12 protein-coding genes and 1 pseudogene are annotated in these 15,305 nt (G+C 73.6%); 8 read left to right on the top strand and 5 right to left on the bottom strand.

The window, feature by feature from the left end; genetic code table 11:
• Window positions 1–75 precede the first annotated feature (75 nt).
• Window positions 76–951, bottom strand: coding sequence for a helix-turn-helix transcriptional regulator (locus tag B5D66_RS02045; RefSeq protein WP_078759822.1), 876 nt, complete (start codon window positions 949–951; stop codon window positions 76–78).
• A 276-nt stretch (window positions 952–1,227) separates the two neighbouring features.
• On the opposite strand from B5D66_RS02045, the gene B5D66_RS02050 reads away from it, so the two are divergent.
• The 5 genes and pseudogenes from B5D66_RS02050 to B5D66_RS02075 all read left to right on the top strand — a co-directional run bounded on the left by B5D66_RS02050 (window position 1,228) and on the right by B5D66_RS02075 (window position 6,821).
• Window positions 1,228–2,274: an alcohol dehydrogenase catalytic domain-containing protein gene (locus B5D66_RS02050; RefSeq protein ID WP_078759823.1), complete on the top strand. Its 1,047-nt coding sequence runs from the start codon at window positions 1,228–1,230 to the stop codon at window positions 2,272–2,274.
• 275 nt (window positions 2,275–2,549) lie between these two features.
• On the top strand, window positions 2,550–3,434 hold the full coding sequence (locus B5D66_RS02055) for an aldo/keto reductase (RefSeq protein WP_078759824.1): 885 nt from the start codon (window positions 2,550–2,552) through the stop codon (window positions 3,432–3,434).
• 9 nt (window positions 3,435–3,443) lie between these two features.
• Window positions 3,444–4,395 (top strand): annotated as a pseudogene (locus B5D66_RS26520) (aldo/keto reductase).
• A 565-nt stretch (window positions 4,396–4,960) separates the two neighbouring features.
• Window positions 4,961–5,911, top strand: coding sequence for an STM4015 family protein (locus B5D66_RS02070; protein WP_078759826.1), 951 nt, complete (start codon window positions 4,961–4,963; stop codon window positions 5,909–5,911).
• A gap of 109 nt (window positions 5,912–6,020) precedes the next feature.
• Window positions 6,021–6,821 carry a GNAT family N-acetyltransferase gene (locus tag B5D66_RS02075; protein ID WP_078759827.1) on the top strand — a complete coding sequence of 267 codons (801 nt, stop codon included), beginning with the start codon at window positions 6,021–6,023 and terminating at the stop codon, window positions 6,819–6,821.
• 187 nt (window positions 6,822–7,008) lie between these two features.
• Here the strand turns inward: B5D66_RS02075 and B5D66_RS02080 are convergent, their stop codons facing one another.
• A complete protein-coding gene (locus B5D66_RS02080) occupies window positions 7,009–7,992 on the bottom strand; it encodes a hypothetical protein (RefSeq protein ID WP_144290657.1) in 984 nt (327 codons plus the stop codon).
• A 426-nt stretch (window positions 7,993–8,418) separates the two neighbouring features.
• Here B5D66_RS02080 and B5D66_RS02085 point away from each other — a divergent pair, with 426 nt between their 5' ends.
• Entirely contained in the window at window positions 8,419–11,025 is a 2,607-nt protein-coding gene (locus B5D66_RS02085) for a hypothetical protein (protein WP_078759829.1), read from the top strand.
• A gap of 170 nt (window positions 11,026–11,195) precedes the next feature.
• On the opposite strand, the gene B5D66_RS02090 is transcribed toward B5D66_RS02085, so the two are convergent.
• Window positions 11,196–11,804, bottom strand: a complete 609-nt coding sequence (locus B5D66_RS02090) for a TetR/AcrR family transcriptional regulator (RefSeq protein WP_078759830.1) — start codon at window positions 11,802–11,804, stop codon at window positions 11,196–11,198.
• A gap of 87 nt (window positions 11,805–11,891) precedes the next feature.
• Here B5D66_RS02090 and B5D66_RS02095 point away from each other — a divergent pair, with 87 nt between their 5' ends.
• Together B5D66_RS02095 and B5D66_RS02100 are read left to right on the top strand one after the other, a co-directional pair.
• Window positions 11,892–12,317, top strand: coding sequence for a nuclear transport factor 2 family protein (locus B5D66_RS02095; protein WP_078759831.1), 426 nt, complete (start codon window positions 11,892–11,894; stop codon window positions 12,315–12,317).
• Complete coding sequence (locus B5D66_RS02100; protein ID WP_078759832.1) at window positions 12,314–13,159, top strand: NmrA family NAD(P)-binding protein; 846 nt, start codon at window positions 12,314–12,316, stop codon at window positions 13,157–13,159. Before B5D66_RS02095 ends, B5D66_RS02100 begins: the two co-directional genes overlap by 4 nt.
• A 544-nt stretch (window positions 13,160–13,703) precedes the next feature.
• Here B5D66_RS02100 and B5D66_RS25625 read toward each other — a convergent pair.
• Together B5D66_RS25625 and B5D66_RS02110 are read right to left on the bottom strand one after the other, a co-directional pair.
• Entirely contained in the window at window positions 13,704–14,183 is a 480-nt protein-coding gene (locus B5D66_RS25625; RefSeq protein WP_200813480.1) for a hypothetical protein, read from the bottom strand.
• Window positions 14,184–14,587: 404 nt separating this feature from the next.
• Window positions 14,588–15,217, bottom strand: a complete 630-nt coding sequence (locus tag B5D66_RS02110; protein ID WP_078759833.1) for a DUF4352 domain-containing protein — start codon at window positions 15,215–15,217, stop codon at window positions 14,588–14,590.
• Between the last annotated feature and the right edge of the window lie 88 nt (window positions 15,218–15,305).

A 15,305-nucleotide genomic window follows, 5' to 3' on the forward strand; every position in this document is an offset into this window, starting at 1 on the left:
GCCGTTGTCCTCGCCGCCCTGGGCGCCACCCCGGGCCGGCGTTCCGTCCTCGGGGCGCGCCCCGGCCGAGCGGGGCTATTCGGCGGGGAGCCGTTCCTGACTGGCGACCCACGAGGCCAGCAGTTTGAGACCGTCGGCCGTCGGGGTGTCGGCGGGAGCGGTGTAGATGTTCAGGTACAGCCCGGGTTCGGAGGGCAGCTCCAGCGTCTCGAAGTCCAGGTCGAGCTGGCCGACGACCGGATGGCGCAGCCGCTTGCGCCCGGAGCGGTGGAAGCGGACGTCCTGGGAGGCCCATCGCTGCCGGAACAGCTCGCTTCGGGTCGACAGCTCGCCGACCAGTTCGACGAGCGAATGGTCGTGCGGGTTACGGCCCGCCTCCAGGTGCAGCATCGCGGCGGCGTCCCTGGCGATCTGGTCGTAGTCGACGAAGAACTCCTTGGCCGCCTCGGGGTCGAGGTAGACGAACCGGGTGGTGTTCACCGGGCGTCGCGGGTCGGCGAACAACGGCGAGTACAGGGCCCGGGCGAGCCGGTTCATCGCCAGTACGTCGTGGCGGCCGTTGCGGATCCAGGCCGGCGCCTCGGTGATCGCGTCGAGGACCTGCTGTAGTACCGGCCGGACGGTCGCCGGGGCGCTGCGCCTGCGGCGGCGGCTCCGCGCCCCCGACTCCCGCGCGAGCGCGAACAGGTGGTCGCGTTCGGCCTCGTCCAGGCGCAACGCCGAGGCCAGCGCGTCGAGCACGCTCTCGGAGGCTCCGGCCAGGCTGCCGCGCTCCATGCGCACGTAGTAGTCCACCGAGACGCCCGCGAGCATCGCCACCTCTTCGCGGCGCAACCCCTTGACGCGGCGGTTGCCGCCGTACGCGGGAAGCTCCGCCTCCGCCGGAGTGATGCGCGCCCTCCGCGAGCTCAGGAACTCACGGATCTCACTGCGCAGGTCCATCGTGCCCATGTCTCCACGGTAGGCGGGCCCCGCACGGCGAGGGAGGTACTGTCATGCCCTGCGTCGGCCGGGGCGGGTCCCGCCGGTCCGCCACCTGCGACACGGGTGGCCTGTCGCGGTGGCTCGGAGCGCGGCCGTGGTGGCCCGGCGGCGGGGCGCGTGTGCCCCGCCGCGCCGCGGCCCTTCGGCCGCCCCGTTCTCGTGGCGCCTCGCTCTGGGAGGTACTGCCGGTACTCGGAACGAGCGGGACTCCCCCGGGCCGCGGAACCGGTGTGGACTGGGTCCATGCGAGCGACCTACATGTACGGGGCCGGTGACGTCCGAGTCGTCGACGCCGCCGACCCGAAGATCGAGCAGCCCACCGACGCGCTGGTGCGCGTGGTCCGGGCCTGCGTGTGCGGCAGCGACCTGCACCCCTACCACTCCATGCCGCCCTCCGCCGAGGGGACGCCGATGGGGCACGAGTTCGTCGGCGTGGTCGAGGAGGTCGGCGCGGAGGTCACCTCGGTGCGCGCGGGCGACTTCGTGATCGCGCCGTTCGCCGTCTCCTGCGGCGCGTGCGAGTTCTGCCGGGCCGGCCTGCAGACCTCCTGCGTGCGCGGCGGCTTCTGGAGCGATCCGGGCATCGGCACCGCCGGCGGCCAGGCCGAGGCGGTCCGCGTCCCCCTCGCCGACGGCACCCTGGTGAGGGTGCCGGTCGACGAGGGCGCCGATGACGCGCTGCTGGCCTCGCTGCTGACCCTCTCCGACGTCTACGGCACCGGTTGGCACGCCGCCGTCACGGGCGGCGTGACCGAGGGCAGCACGGTCACGGTCATCGGCGACGGCGCCGTCGGCCTGCTCGCGGTGCTCTCCGCCCGGCAGCTGGGCGCCGAACGGATCGTGCTGATGGGACGGCACCGGGCGCGTACCGACCTCGGCCGCGAGTTCGGGGCCACCGACGTCGTCGCCGAACGCGGTGCCGAGGGGATCGAGCGGGTCCGCGACCTCACCGCCGGCGGTAGCGCGATCGTCTTGGAGGCGGTCGGCCACATGCCCGCCTACGAGCAGGCGGTCGGCGTGGTCCGTCCCGGAGGGGTCATCAGCCGCGTCGGCGTTCCCCAGTACGAGGAGGCCCCGGTCGGTTTCGCCAGCCTGTTCGGCCCCAACGTCACCCTCACCGGCGGCCCCGCCCCGGTACGCGCCTACATCGACCGGCTCCTGCCCGCGGTCCTGGACGGGACGGTCCGGCCCGGCAGGGTCTTCGACCGGACGGTGAGCCTGGAGGAGACCCCGAAGGGCTACGCCGCCATGGACGCCCGCGAGGCGCTCAAGGCGATGATCCGCCCCTGACCTCCTGGTCCGGCCATCGGCGCCGGGGGCGCGCCGCCCGGCCATCCGCCGTCTTTACCGACAGCCTCCCCTCCGGGGAACCGGAGGAGAGCGTTGACGCCCCGTTTCGGGTAGCGGCCGATCGTGCACCGGGCCGCCGCGCCGAGGGGTGGGCGCCCAAGCCCGCACCGCCCCTTTTCTTTGGAGCGCGGTCCGATCCGGCGCGGGGACAGCGCGAGTATCCGGTACGTCGGACGCTTCCGGGCGAGCCGCAACCGACTTAACGTGAGGAAAACATGAGCATCCCGAACTTCACCCTGAACAACGATGTACGGATACCGGTCCTCGGGTTCGGCGTCTACCAGACACCGCCGGAGGAGACCATCGCGGCCGTCACGACGGCCCTGGAGACCGGCTACCGGCACATCGACACCGCCGCGGCCTACGGCAACGAGCGCGAGGTCGGGGAGGCCCTCCGCCGCTCCGGCCTGGCCCGCGACGAGGTGTTCGTCGAGACCAAGGTCTGGATCAGCGACTACGGCTACGACGACACGCTGCACGCCTTCGACAAGTCCGCGGGCAAACTCGGGATCGACCAGATCGACCTGCTGATCCTGCACCAGCCGCTGCCCGGGGAGTTCGAGCGGACCGTGCAGGCCTACAAGGCGCTGGAGAGGCTGTACGCCGACGGCAGGGTACGCGCGATCGGCGTCTCCAACTTCATGCCCGACCACCTCGACCGGCTGCTCGCCGAGACCGAGGTCGTGCCCGCGGTCAACCAGATCGAGGTGCACCCCTACTTCCGGCAGTCCGAGCTGCTCGCCTACGACACCGAGCACGGGATCCTCAACCAGGCGTGGTCGCCGATCGGCGGCATCACCTTCTACCGCGACGGGTCGAAGGGCTCCACGCTGGAGGACCCGGTGGTCGGCGAGATCGCGGCCGCGCACGGCAGGACGCCCGCCCAGGTGATGCTGCGCTGGCACCTCCAGCAGGACCGGCAGGTGATCCCCAAGTCGGTGACGCCGTCGCGGATCGCGGAGAACTTCGACGTCTTCGACTTCGAGCTCACCGCCGACCAGCTCGCCGCCATCGACGCGCTGGACACCGGTGTCCGCGGTGGCCCCGAGCCCGCCGACATCACCCGCGAGAACTTCTGGATCGACATCCCCGAAGCCTGAGGAGGCGGCATGCACACGCGCACGCTCGGTCAGGGGCTGGAGGTCTCCGCGATCGGACTCGGCTGCATGGGCATGTCGCAGAGTTATGGCCCCAACCCCGGCGACCGCGGCGAGATGATCGGCGTGATCCGTCACGCCGTCGAGGAGGCGGGGATCACCTTCTTCGACACCGCCGGGGTCTATGGGCCCTACGTCAACGAGGAGCTCGTCGGCGAGGCGCTGGCGCCGTTGCGCGACGAGGTCGTGATCGCCACCAAGTTCGGCTGGGACATCCGCGACGGCAGGATGGCCGGGACCGACTCCCGGCCCGAGCAGATCAGACGGGTCGCCGACGCGTCGCTGCGACGGCTCGGGACCGAGGTGATCGACCTCTTCTACCAGCACCGGGTCGACCCCGAGGTGCCGATCGAGGACGTCGCCGGCGCTGTCGGCGAGCTCGTCGAGGCCGGCAAGGTGCGCCACTTCGGGCTGTCCGAGGCCGGCGCCGAGACGATCCGGCGGGCCCACGCCGTCCACCCGGTCACGGCGGTGCAGAGCGAGTACTCGCTGTGGACCCGTGACCCCGAGGCGGGGGTGCTGGCGGTCTGCGGCGAACTGGGCATCGGCTTCGTCCCCTTACAGCCCGTTGGGCAAGGGCTTCCTGACCGGGACCGTGGGCGCGTCGACCGAGTTCACCGCCGGCGACATCCGGGCCACCATCCCGCGGTTCGAGGCGGACAACATCGAGGCCGACAAGGCGCTGGTGGAACACGGCCGCGCCCTCGCCGAGGCGAAGGGGAGCACGCCGGGACAGGTCGCGCTCGCCTGGCTGCTCGCCCAGCGGCCGTGGATCGTGCCGATCCCCGGGACGCGGCGCCGTAGCCGGGTCGACGAGAACGCCGGCCTCGACGCGCTGGCCGCGCGGGTGGGCGTCCGAGGGGACCGTTACAACGCCGCCGGGATGGCGATGGTCGGTCTGTGAGGACGGTGCGGGGCCGGACACGCGCGATGTGTGTCCGGCCCCGTTCGCGTCGCGGGGACGTTCCCGCCCGGGACGGCCCCGACGTGGACGAGGACCGCGGCCGGCGGCGCGCGGGCCGATCCGGGCGTCGCGGGGGCGCCGGCCGGCGGCGTGTCCACGCGGTCGCGGACCCCGCGCCCCGTCCAGCGCGCGGGCGGTCGCCGGCGGGACGCCCGGGCCGGGCACGAAGTGCCCGCGCCGTCGTCCCGACCGGTGCGACCGGCCCGATTCCCGGCCGTGCACGCCGAGGACGTCGCCGGCACGGCCCTTCGGCAACGCGGTGGGCGCCGTGCTCCTCGCCCCCGGCGCGCGCCATCGGCCGGGTGCCCGTCGCCCGGCGGATCCGCGCGGGGCGCGCCCGCCGAAGGTCGGCCTCACGGTGTGGCGCGGCGCGGCCCCCTCCCCGCGCCCGTCCTCGCCGGAGTGCCATGGGCGTCGGCGGGCGCTGGTAGAACACCAGCGCACAGGCCGGGATCGGCACGCCCGCCGCCCGTGGCCGTCGTCCGCCCCCGAAGGGAACCGCCGCATGACCCTCGAGCACCTCAGCGAGCTGTACGGGCTCCCCGTCTATGAGTTCCCCGAGCCGGGCGCCCCGGCGGCCCCACTGCCGGCGGCCGACGCGGTCGCCTGGAAACTGGCCACGGGCGAACGAGAGCACGATGAGAAGTTCGAGGGGTGCTGGGAACGCTTCCTCGACACGGTGGACGCAGGCCGGGTACGGGCCCTGGTCCTGGGCGCGGGCGCCTACGGGAACGAGATCGACTTCGACGAGCCCGGTGAGACGGTCGAGCTGCTCGCCGCCGCCGCCGACCGGCTCACCGGGCTCAAGGCCGTCTACCTCGCCGACCTCGACTCCGAGGAGTCGGAGCTGTCCTGGATCGCCCAGAGCGACGTGTCCCCCGTCCTGTCCGCCTACCCCCACCTGGAGGAACTCGGTGTGCGCGGGGCCAGCGAGGACCTGTTGTCGCCGGTGCGGCACGAGCACCTGCGTGTCCTGCGCCTGGAGAACGGCGGCCTGCCCGTTCAGGTGGTGCGCGGTCTCGTCGAATGCGACCTGCCCGCGTTGAGCCACCTGGACCTGTGGCTTGGTGAGTGGTACTACGGCCGCACCATCACCGTCGCCGACCTGGCCCCCATCCTCGACGGTGGCCTCCTGCCCGCGCTGGAACACCTGGGCCTCCAGGACAGCGACATACAGGACGATGTCGCCGCCGCCGTCGCCCACGCCCCCGTCGTCGCCCGGCTCGTCTCCCTGCACCTGGGGCGGGGGACCCTCGGGGACGCCGGCGCCGATGCCCTCCTCCGCGGGCAGCCGCTCACCCACCTCAGGCTGCTCGACCTCGAACACCACTTCCTGTCGGAGGAGATGATGCGGCGCCTGCGCGCGGCCCTGGAACCCTCGGGGGTGCGGGTCAACCTCGCCGGGAGGCAGCAGGCCGGCCGGGTGGGGGGAAGGTACGTGGCGGCGGGCGAGTGAGCGTCGCGACCGTCGGGAGCGTCACGAATGTCGCCATCGGCCGGACGCGGGGCGGTGGGGTGGCGTTTACTGGACGGGCTCTCTCCCAGATCCACCACCGGGGGTCGTGATGACGGTTCGCGCTGAGTCGATCGAATCGATGGAACAGCTCGCCGTGGCCTGGCGCGCCATGGTGCTCGACCGCGACGCGGACGCCGATGTGCGGAACCTTCCGGGCATCGCGGTCCGCTGGGCCGACTGCCGGTTCGCGTTTTGGAACTGCGTCACGTTGACCGAGGTCGGCGCGGACGGCGCGCTCCTCGAACAGCGCCTAGGTCAAGCGGCCGACATCATGCGCGCCAAGGGGCACGCCGGGTTCCTGTGGCTCTTCGAGGACCTCCTCGACGAGGAGGCGCGCGCGGGGATGCGGGCGGCCGCCGAGAGGGCCGGCCTGCGGTACGCCTTCTCCGGCGCCGGCATGGCCGGGGACCTCCTTCCCATCCCCGAACCGTTCCACCCCGACCTGACGTTCGAGCGGGTGGGCACCGACGAACAGCTACGGGCCTACGCGGACCTGAACTCGCGCGCCTACGGGTTCCCGCTGGAGGACGGCCGCGACGGGCTCCTCGGGTCGGCGTTGTGGAAGGAGCGCGCGCACGCCTACCTGGGGCTACGCGACGGTGTCGCGGTGTCGTGCGCCGCGACGGTGGAGGCGGACGGTCGTCTCTTCGTCGCGCTCGTCGCCACGGCCCCGGAGTGGCAGCGCCGGGGGTACGCGGAGGCGGTGACGCGAAAGGCCCTGTACGAGGGCGCCCGGGCCACCGGCCTGACCCGGGCCACCCTGCACGCGACCGCGGCGGGAGCGCCCGTCTACCCCCGCATCGGTTTCGAGCCGAACTCGCCGCTGCACTTCTACGGCCTGAGGAACTGACCCGCCGCCTCGGGGCGCCCGGCCGTGTGGGCGCCCCACAGCCTCGGAGCGCGTTCGCGACGCCGGAAGCGGGGAACCCGGGGACGATGCCGGCGGGCCTCGCGGGCGTGCCGTGTCCGCCCGGCCCGGTCCGCCGCGTGGGCATCCCCGAGGAGGGACGGGGAGGTCCGAGGCGCGCGTGGGACGGTCAGCGCGGCGCGGCGGCGTGGGTCGCGGATCTGCGGACGGCGCCCGCCACGACGGCCAGGCCCACCACGACCACCGCGGTGTGCACGGCCAGTCCGGCGAAGGCGGTCCCGAAGTGGGACAGGTGGATGACGTATCCGCCCCAGCAGTAGACCAGCGCGGTCCCCGCGGCCAGCGCGCAGCGGTGCCGGTCCGTCCAGGCGCGGCGGGCCGAGCGCCGGACCGCCCACACCACCACCGCGACGACCGTGGCCGCCTGGATCGCCAGGGCGAGGGCCGGCGGGAGAAGGGGCTCCTGGGCGTAGGCGAGGAAGAACACCGCCCCGCCCCCGAACCCCACCGCGGCGGGCACCCACAGCGGGCCCGCCGCCGCGGCGTCGTCCGCCTCGGGTCCGGGCACCCGGCGGGTCAGGACGAAGGCCGCCGTCACCAGCGCGAGCACGATGCCGCCCACCACCACCCACTGCGCGGTCGAGGCGAACCTCCCGTTCCCGTACATCAGGCCGGCGGTGAGCGCGGCGGCGGCGAGGAGGTAGCCGACCGCGACGATGACCAGCCCCGGCAGGCGCAGCCACGGCGCGCGGCCGGGGAACAGCGCCTCGGTCAGCGCGATGGGCACGGCGATGCTCCATACGGTGTGGATGCCGATCACATACACCGCCCACGGCAGTCCCGTGCCCAGCGCCGGGACGTAGCCGTAGTCGAGCAGCCGGTATCCCATGAAGTCGGGGTTGAACAGCGACTGGGTCACCACGCCCTCCTCGACCAGCCCGTAGGCCGCGCCGAGCAGCAGGATCGTCGGCCACCCCCGGCCCGCGCGCCGGGTCGTCTCCCGGATGAGGAGCGCCCCGCCGCCGTAGAGCAGGGCGAGCGGGAGGGAGGACATGAGGGTCGTGGGGTCGGTGAGGGACAGGTTGCCCAACAGGTACTCGGCGACGAACGGGGACAGGACGAACAGCACCAGGGCGGGCAGCACACGGGACATGCGGATCACGGGCCTTCGAACGGCGGGCCACCGCGTCCGGCGGTGTCCGGATGCGGGAGGGCGGGGTCGCCCGTCACGGCGATGTTCTCGTCACGCCTCACCACCCGACACCCTCCTAAAAGCCACTTATCTGACATTTCCGGTTGCCCCTGGTTGACCGGTCGGACAGGCGGAGCACACCTCGCGCCCGCGCAGACGGCGCGGCCGACCCGCGACACGCCCCGCGGTGGCCGAGCACGGTCCGGGCCCGCCGCCGCCCGGACCGGACGGCGCTTCACCGAGCCCGGCGGCGGACCGGATTCCGGCCGGCGCCGCGCGGCCACCGCACAGGGCCTCGGGAAGGCGACCCCGGCTCCCCGCCCGGCCGTGACCAGCGAGCCGGCCCGTCACGTAGGGGTTGTCACCGGCCCCTGCCATGATCCGGCCATGTCCCTCACCACCCCCGCGCCCCTCGACGATGTTCGCCTGTTGACGGACTGGACGCGCCGAAACCGTCCCGAATCCCTCCCCCTGGCAGAAGCGGCCATGGAGCGGGTACGCAGGGAACTGCCCAGCGTGCACCGCAAGGCCGACCGCTTCCTGCGCTTCATGGACTACCAGGCCGAGGAACTGCCCCCCGAACTCCGGCCCTGGTTCTGGGACAGCGTGGCGCGGGCGTTGCTCCTGACGGGCGGGGCCAAGTGCCTGTGGGCCGCGCCCCGCGCCCACGCCCGGGCCCGCAAGGCCGAGGCCGAACACGGCCTCGCGGTCGATGTGGACCACCACGCCGCACAGACCCTCCTCATGGCCCGGCACGGCGTCCTGCCCGCCAAGGAGGTGAGCGCCTTCCAGAAGTGGATCACCCAGACCCTCCCCCCGGAACGGGCCTATCCGGCCCTCGCCGAACTGGTCACCGCCCGCGCCGCCGCGGGCAGCGCCCCGGCGGCGAGCACCCACAGCCTGCTGGCCAAGAGCGCCAAGGCCGCCGGCGTGGGGAAGGAGGAGCAGTCCCGCGCGCTCGCCGGGGTGCTCGCCGCCTCCCGGGGCACCGCCGTGCCACCGGCCCTGTTCACGGGGGCGGCCAAGGTGTTCGCCGCGACCCCGCCGCCCGAGGAGCACCTGGCCGCGTTCTGGGAGTTGTTCCCGCCCGACCGCTGGTCCAAGAACGACGGCGGCGCGTGGCTGCGCATGCTCGACGCCTCCGGGGCGGTCGACGCCCTGGCCCGCGGCGATATCACCCCTCGGGGAGGGGTGGCGGGCTGGCTCCAGCGCTTCAGCCGCCTGCACAAGTTCATCGGCACCCAGCAGGGGGTCATGGTGCAGAGGATGCCGTCCGGGCTGTACGGGATCCTCCCGCGGCTGGCCCCACGGCTGAGGGCGGAGGACCGCCCCATCGACACCTGGTCATCGGAGGTGGGACACGTCAGGCTCGACGCCGCGCTGCTCGCCGCCTGTCTGGCCGAGGACATCCCGGTCCAGATCCCTCCGCGCGGCCTGGAGTTCTTCTTCCTGGAAGGCCCCCACCTGCGCCACCTGTTCGGCCACCCCGTGCTGGGGCCGCGCGTGGAGCGGCAGGTCTCGCGGTACCACCGTGACCCGCACCGCACGGTGCGCCCCGGCGCGCGCAGCGCCATCGGGCTCTTCCCGGAGGTGGCGGAGGTGGTCCCCCTGGTGCGTTCCCGGGTCGAACGCCTCATGGCCGAGATCGGCGGGGCCGGGCTTCCTCGCGCCGCCTCCAGCCTGCGCGCCCTGGACAGCCTGTTGGACCCCGCCGCGATCGCGGCGTTTGAAGGGGTCGAGGACGACCTGGCCGCCATCGACCCGGTCGGCCCCCTGCTGCGCGCCCTGCGCTGCGGCCTGCCCGAGGAACTGGGCTGGCCGGCCTTTGACGCGGCCGTCGCCGAGCTCGGAGGCCCCGACGCGGTGCTGCGCGTGTGCTCCTCCTGGCCGACCCTCACCCTGGTGGGGCGGGACCGCGCGATCGCCGTGGACCACACAGGACGGGTCGCCGACCTCGACCTGCCCGCGCGTGAGGGCAGACCCCCGGTGGTGCGCCGTCTGGACGGCCGCTTCCTCGTCGCCGACCTCGACGGGCACCCCAAGACCGCGTACTGGTCCGACCGGCCCGACACTCCCGTGCCGGACTGGGCACAGGACGAGGAGACGGCGAGCTGGGCCAAGGAGTACTCCTCCTTCTCCAAGAGCGAGTGGTCGGGATACCGCTTCCTGCCGACCCCGCCGCAGCACCGGTGGTCGGGGCAGATGACCGACGGCACCACCGTGTGGTTCGGTGACGACCGGGGAGAGCCCCCGGGCTGGCACGCCTGGACCGGCGACGGCGTCGCCTCGGATCCGTCCCTGCCCGACTTCTTCTCCCGCGATCCGGGCGAGGGCCTGCGCTGGGACTACGAGAACCTGTCTCTGGTCCGCCTTCCCGACGGGGTCGACTCGCCTCTCGGCCACGCCGACGGGCTCTCCGGGTTCCGGATCGCCGCCGCCACCGAACGCCCCGGCGCCTACTCCGACGACTACGTCATCGAGGGGGCCGACGGCCGGCGGGCCCGGCACCACCGCCCCCGCGCCATGGGGGACCCCTACGCGATCCTGCGCTTCCCCGGCACCGACGTCGACCTCGTCGTCACCCAGGGGCGCGACATCACTCACCGGGAGGAGGTCTGCTGCTACTCGGCGGACGACGACACCCTCCAGTGGGAGGTGCTCATCGCGCCCGTGGAGCTTCGCGAGCGGACCAAGGGCGGTCTGCCGTTCTACCCGCCCGTCGGCTTCTGGCACTTCCTCGAACTCCGCGACCCCGGCTCGTCCCGCGCCCTGCGCGGTGTCGGCCCCGACCAGGCCCGGGCCCTGCTCGACGCCCACCTGGCCGAGGGAGAGGAGGGGGTGCTTCGCGTCCTGGCCGAGCGGCTGCCCGAGGTGACGCACGGCGCGACCCGTGCGGGCGTGGTCCGGGTGGTGACCGCCGCCGCCGAGCTCCTGCGCCGCCGCGAGGCGCTGGTGGAGCGGGTCCGCGCCGACCGCGCCGGCCTCGCCGATTGAGCCTTCCTCGGCCGAGCCGGCCGTCCCGGACGGGAGGGCGCCCGAGGGGCGCCCTCCCGTCCCGTCTCCTGGCGGCCCGCCGAGGACCCGTGGTCAGGCGTCGGAGCCTCCCGGCGCATCCTCCCCGGACCCCTGGCCGGTCTGCCGGCACGATTCCGCCGAACGCCTGATCAGTCCTCGGTGGTCGATTGCCCCGGCGGGCCGGGGGCCAGGACCCTGGCGGTGTAGTCCGCCAGTCGCGCCCGCAGCCTCTCGCGCGGCACGCGCTGTTGGCCGGCCAGGTGTTCGACGAGGTCGGCGCGGACCGCGGCCAGCAGGGCGTGGGCGGTGAAGTCACTGTCGGTCAGGTCCGGGATCTGCCCCAGCGCGGCCCGGAGCAGGCCGTGCCAGCGCTCGTAGTGCTCCACCTGGTAGGGGCTGGCGCTCCCGCTCTCCTCCAGGGCCACCGCGAGGTGCCGGTTGTCGAGCTTGAAGCACAGGAGGGCGTCGAGCAGGGCGGGGACGCGCTGCCGCGGCGGGGTGGCGGGCCCCAGGGGCGGCGGGCCGGTTTCGACGGCCTCCCTGAGCGGTTCGAGCCGCGCCTCGTAGAGCGCGCGCAGCAGCCCGACGCGGTCGCCGAAGGCCCGAAAGAGCGTCCCCTTGCCGACTCCGGCCGCCGCCGCGATATCGGCCATGGTGACCTCCTCGGGACTCTCGCAGCGGGAGAAGAGGGTGTCGGCAGCCGTGAGAACGGCCTCGCGGTTGCGGACGGCGTCCTTGCGGGACCTGTGCTCGGGCATGCGGCTCCTCCGGTTGCAAAACGGACCACAGGTCCGTATTTTTGAAAGCGGACTCAAGGTCCGGATTCTACGAGACGGAGGACGCCCATGTCCGCACCGACCTCCCCGGCAGAGCTGTACCGCCACAGCCTGCGACTGCTACTGGACAAGGACATTCCCGCCTGGGTCGGCCTATGGGCCGAGGACGGCGTCATGGAGTTCCCCTTCGCCCCTGACGGCTGGCCCCGGCGCCTGGAGGGCAGGGACGCCATCGCCGCCTACATGCGCGCCTACCCCGACCACATCGACCTGCACGACTTCCCCGCACTGCGCATCCACCAGACCACCGATCCGCAGACCATCGTGGTCGAGATGCGCGGCGTCGGCCGCGTGGTGGAGACCGACAGCCCCTTCGACATGACCTACATCGCCGTCGTGACCGTTCAGGACGGTCACATCACCTCCTATCGCGACTACTGGAACCCCCTCGCCGTCCTCGAACCCGGCATCGACTTCACCGGAGGCAGGCGATGAGCGCCCCCACCACCCTGGTCATCGGCGCCACCGGCACCACCGGCAGCCGCACCGCCGCGCGCTTGACGGCCGCCGGTCACCGGGTCAAAGCCGCCAGCCGCCACGCCACCCCGGTCCCCGGCGCGGAGCCGGTCGCCTTCGACTGGTACGCCTCCTCGACCCACAGCGCGGCCCTCGACGGGGTCGACCGCGTCTACCTCGTACCGCCCGTGGGCGACCTCGACCCGGCGGCGACCATGCTGCCCTTCCTCCACAAGGCCCGTGCCGCCGGCATACACCGCGCGGTGCTGCTGAGCTCCTCCGCCATCCCCGCTGGCGGCCCCGCGGTGGGAGCGGTGCACCAGGCCCTGCCCGACCTGTTCGCGGAGTGGGCGGTGTTGCGGCCCTCGTGGTTCATGCAGAACTTCACCGGCACCCATATACACGCCCACGGCATCCGTGAGCACGGCGCCCTCCTGACCGCCACCGGGAACGGCCGGGTCGGCTTCGTCGACGCCGGGGACATCGCTGCCGTCGCCGTCCACGCCCTGACCGACGAGCATGCCCCCAACACCGATCTCGTCCTCACCGGACCGGAGGCGCTCAGCTACGACGACATCGCCACGATCATCACCGAGGTCACCGGCCGGCCGGTGGTCCACCGCCGCCTGTCCCGCGAGCAGATGCGCGACCACCTCACGGCACAGGTTCCGGCGCGGTTCGCCGCCCTGCTCGCGGACATGGACCATGCCATCGCCGAGGGGGCCGAGGAGCGTGTCACCGACACCGTCCAGCGCGTCACCGGCCGACCCGCGCGGTCCTTCCGCGCCCTCCTCGAACAGGAGACGCGGCCCGGCGATTGACGTTCCGGGGCGGTCGAGGGGCCCGGTCTACGCCGCGGGGTCTCGGCCCGGCCGTCGTGGCCGCGGCGCCGGGCACGTGGCGACCGCCCCGTCGCCTCCCGCGCTCCGATGGCCGGCACGGCCTCTGACCCACCGCCGAGCGCCCGGTCAGGGCCGCCCCGAGCCCTCGGTCGCCGCTCACGAGGGGACGCCACCGTCCGCCCCCACTCGCGCCCCGCCCTCCCGTGTCCGGCTTCGGACGCGGGAGGGCGGAACACCGGATGGCACGGAGACGTGTTCGCACGGCGTCGAACGGGGACGCGGGACCTCGGCCGGGGACGCCGAACCGGCGGTCGTGGCGCAGGGCGCCCGCGCCCCTGTTCCGGCCGACACCGACAACCGCTCCCCCTCCGCTCGGGTCCACGACGTCTCGGGACGGGTCAGGCCGGCACCGCGTCCCCCCGGAGGCGGTCGAGGCGCCGACCGGCCGGCGCCCCACCGGCCCCACGCTCCCCCGTCCGGGAGCACCGCGCCCCCGAGCCCGCCCGGCTCCCCGCGGCCACGCTCAACCGCGTTCCGTCCCTCCGTGGCCGGCCTGCCCTTCGGACACGTCACGACCGGCCCGGGGGCCGCGCCGCTCGGCGTGCTCACCGCCGTAGGTGGTGGTGCGCACGCCGCCATGGATCGTGCCGGCCTGGATGGCGGTGCCGTACACGTCACCGGTGATCGTGTTGACCACCCGCCCCCGCTCACCGGGGGCGAACTCGGCCAGGACGGCGCGCAGCTCCTCCACCGATTCGGGATGGGCGGCCAGATGGCGGCGCAACCGGCTGCGCCACTCCGCGGCCGCGTCGGCGGCCAGGGCGTCATCGGCCACGACCTCGGCACGGGCCTGTTCCAGTTCCCCGGCCACCTGCTCGCGGCCCGCCCCGAACAGGCCCGCGATCCGGTCGCGCACCATGATCCAGGCGTCGGTGGCCATGGCCTGCACCACCACATCGGCCCCGCTCGCCGCCAGCCCCGCCAGAACCGAGGGATCCACCACGCCACCGTCCTTCCGCACCGGCCCGCAGACCGCGATCGCCCGACTCGGGTAAGACACGCTAACCGCCGGATCGGTTCCCGCCCCGCCCTGCAAGGGGATCCGGTCCCCGCGGTGTCGGAACGCACCGGGATCGGGCGGCCGGACCCTCACCCCGGGCGGACCGGCCGCCACGTCCAGCGGGGCGTGAACGTTCGCGCGTCCCCACCCCGCCAACCGTGTCCGCGCGGTGGCGAAGCGACCGCCGGCGAAACGTGTCAGCCGACACCGCGGCCCTGGACCGTCCCAACGGCCATCCCGGCCACGTGGTCGCCGCGACGTCGGCGAGATCGGCCGCGAGGTCCGGCTCATACGCCCTGTGCGCGGCTGCTCGAACGGACGGGGTGGCGTCCGCGCGTCCGGACCGGCTACTCGGCGAGGATGACGGCGGTCTTGCTCGACTCGTAGGAGGTGATCTCCAGTACGGAGAACTCGGTCCCCTCGGGGACGTCGAAGGTCACGGTGTACTCGGTGGAGTTGCCGGGATTGGTGGAGTCGGCGAAGGAGCAGATGTCGATGAACGTCGAGTAGCTGTTGCCCTCGGCGGACCACGCGGTGACCTCGCCCGGGTCGACCGCGGGGATCGCCGCGGCGTTGCCGATGTTCGTCGCGCCCAGTGTCACGGTCACGAACTCGCCCGCCGCCTGGTACTGGTTACCGCACTCCGTGTCGTCGTAGGAGGCGGCCCGGTCGATGGAGACGACCTCGTACTCGAACAGGCCGTCCGAGGTGGTGCCCAGGGGCGGGGGTCCCTCGGGGGCCTCCCCGGCCTGATCGACGGCCTGCGCCGGCTCCCCGCCGCCCCCGGCGAGCGCCCCTTCGATGGTGGTGACCCCGAAGGTCTGATGGCCGAACCAGCCCGCGGCGATTCCGACACCGAAGGCGACCGCCGCGGCGGCGACCAGGACGATCCAGCGGGGCGCGCCGTTCCGGGATTTCGGGGAGGACGACGGCGCGGGCGACGAGGACGGAACGGGCTGTTGAGGGTGCTGATCCATGCGGGGGCTCCTCGACATACTGGGGGATCCCGACCATACGGACAACACGAACCACGTAATTCGCAAATCGGACACGGTGGCCGACCTC

The sequence above is a fragment of the Marinactinospora thermotolerans DSM 45154 genome (assembly GCF_900167435.1).
Lineage (GTDB): Bacteria > Actinomycetota > Actinomycetes > Streptosporangiales > Streptosporangiaceae > Marinactinospora > Marinactinospora thermotolerans.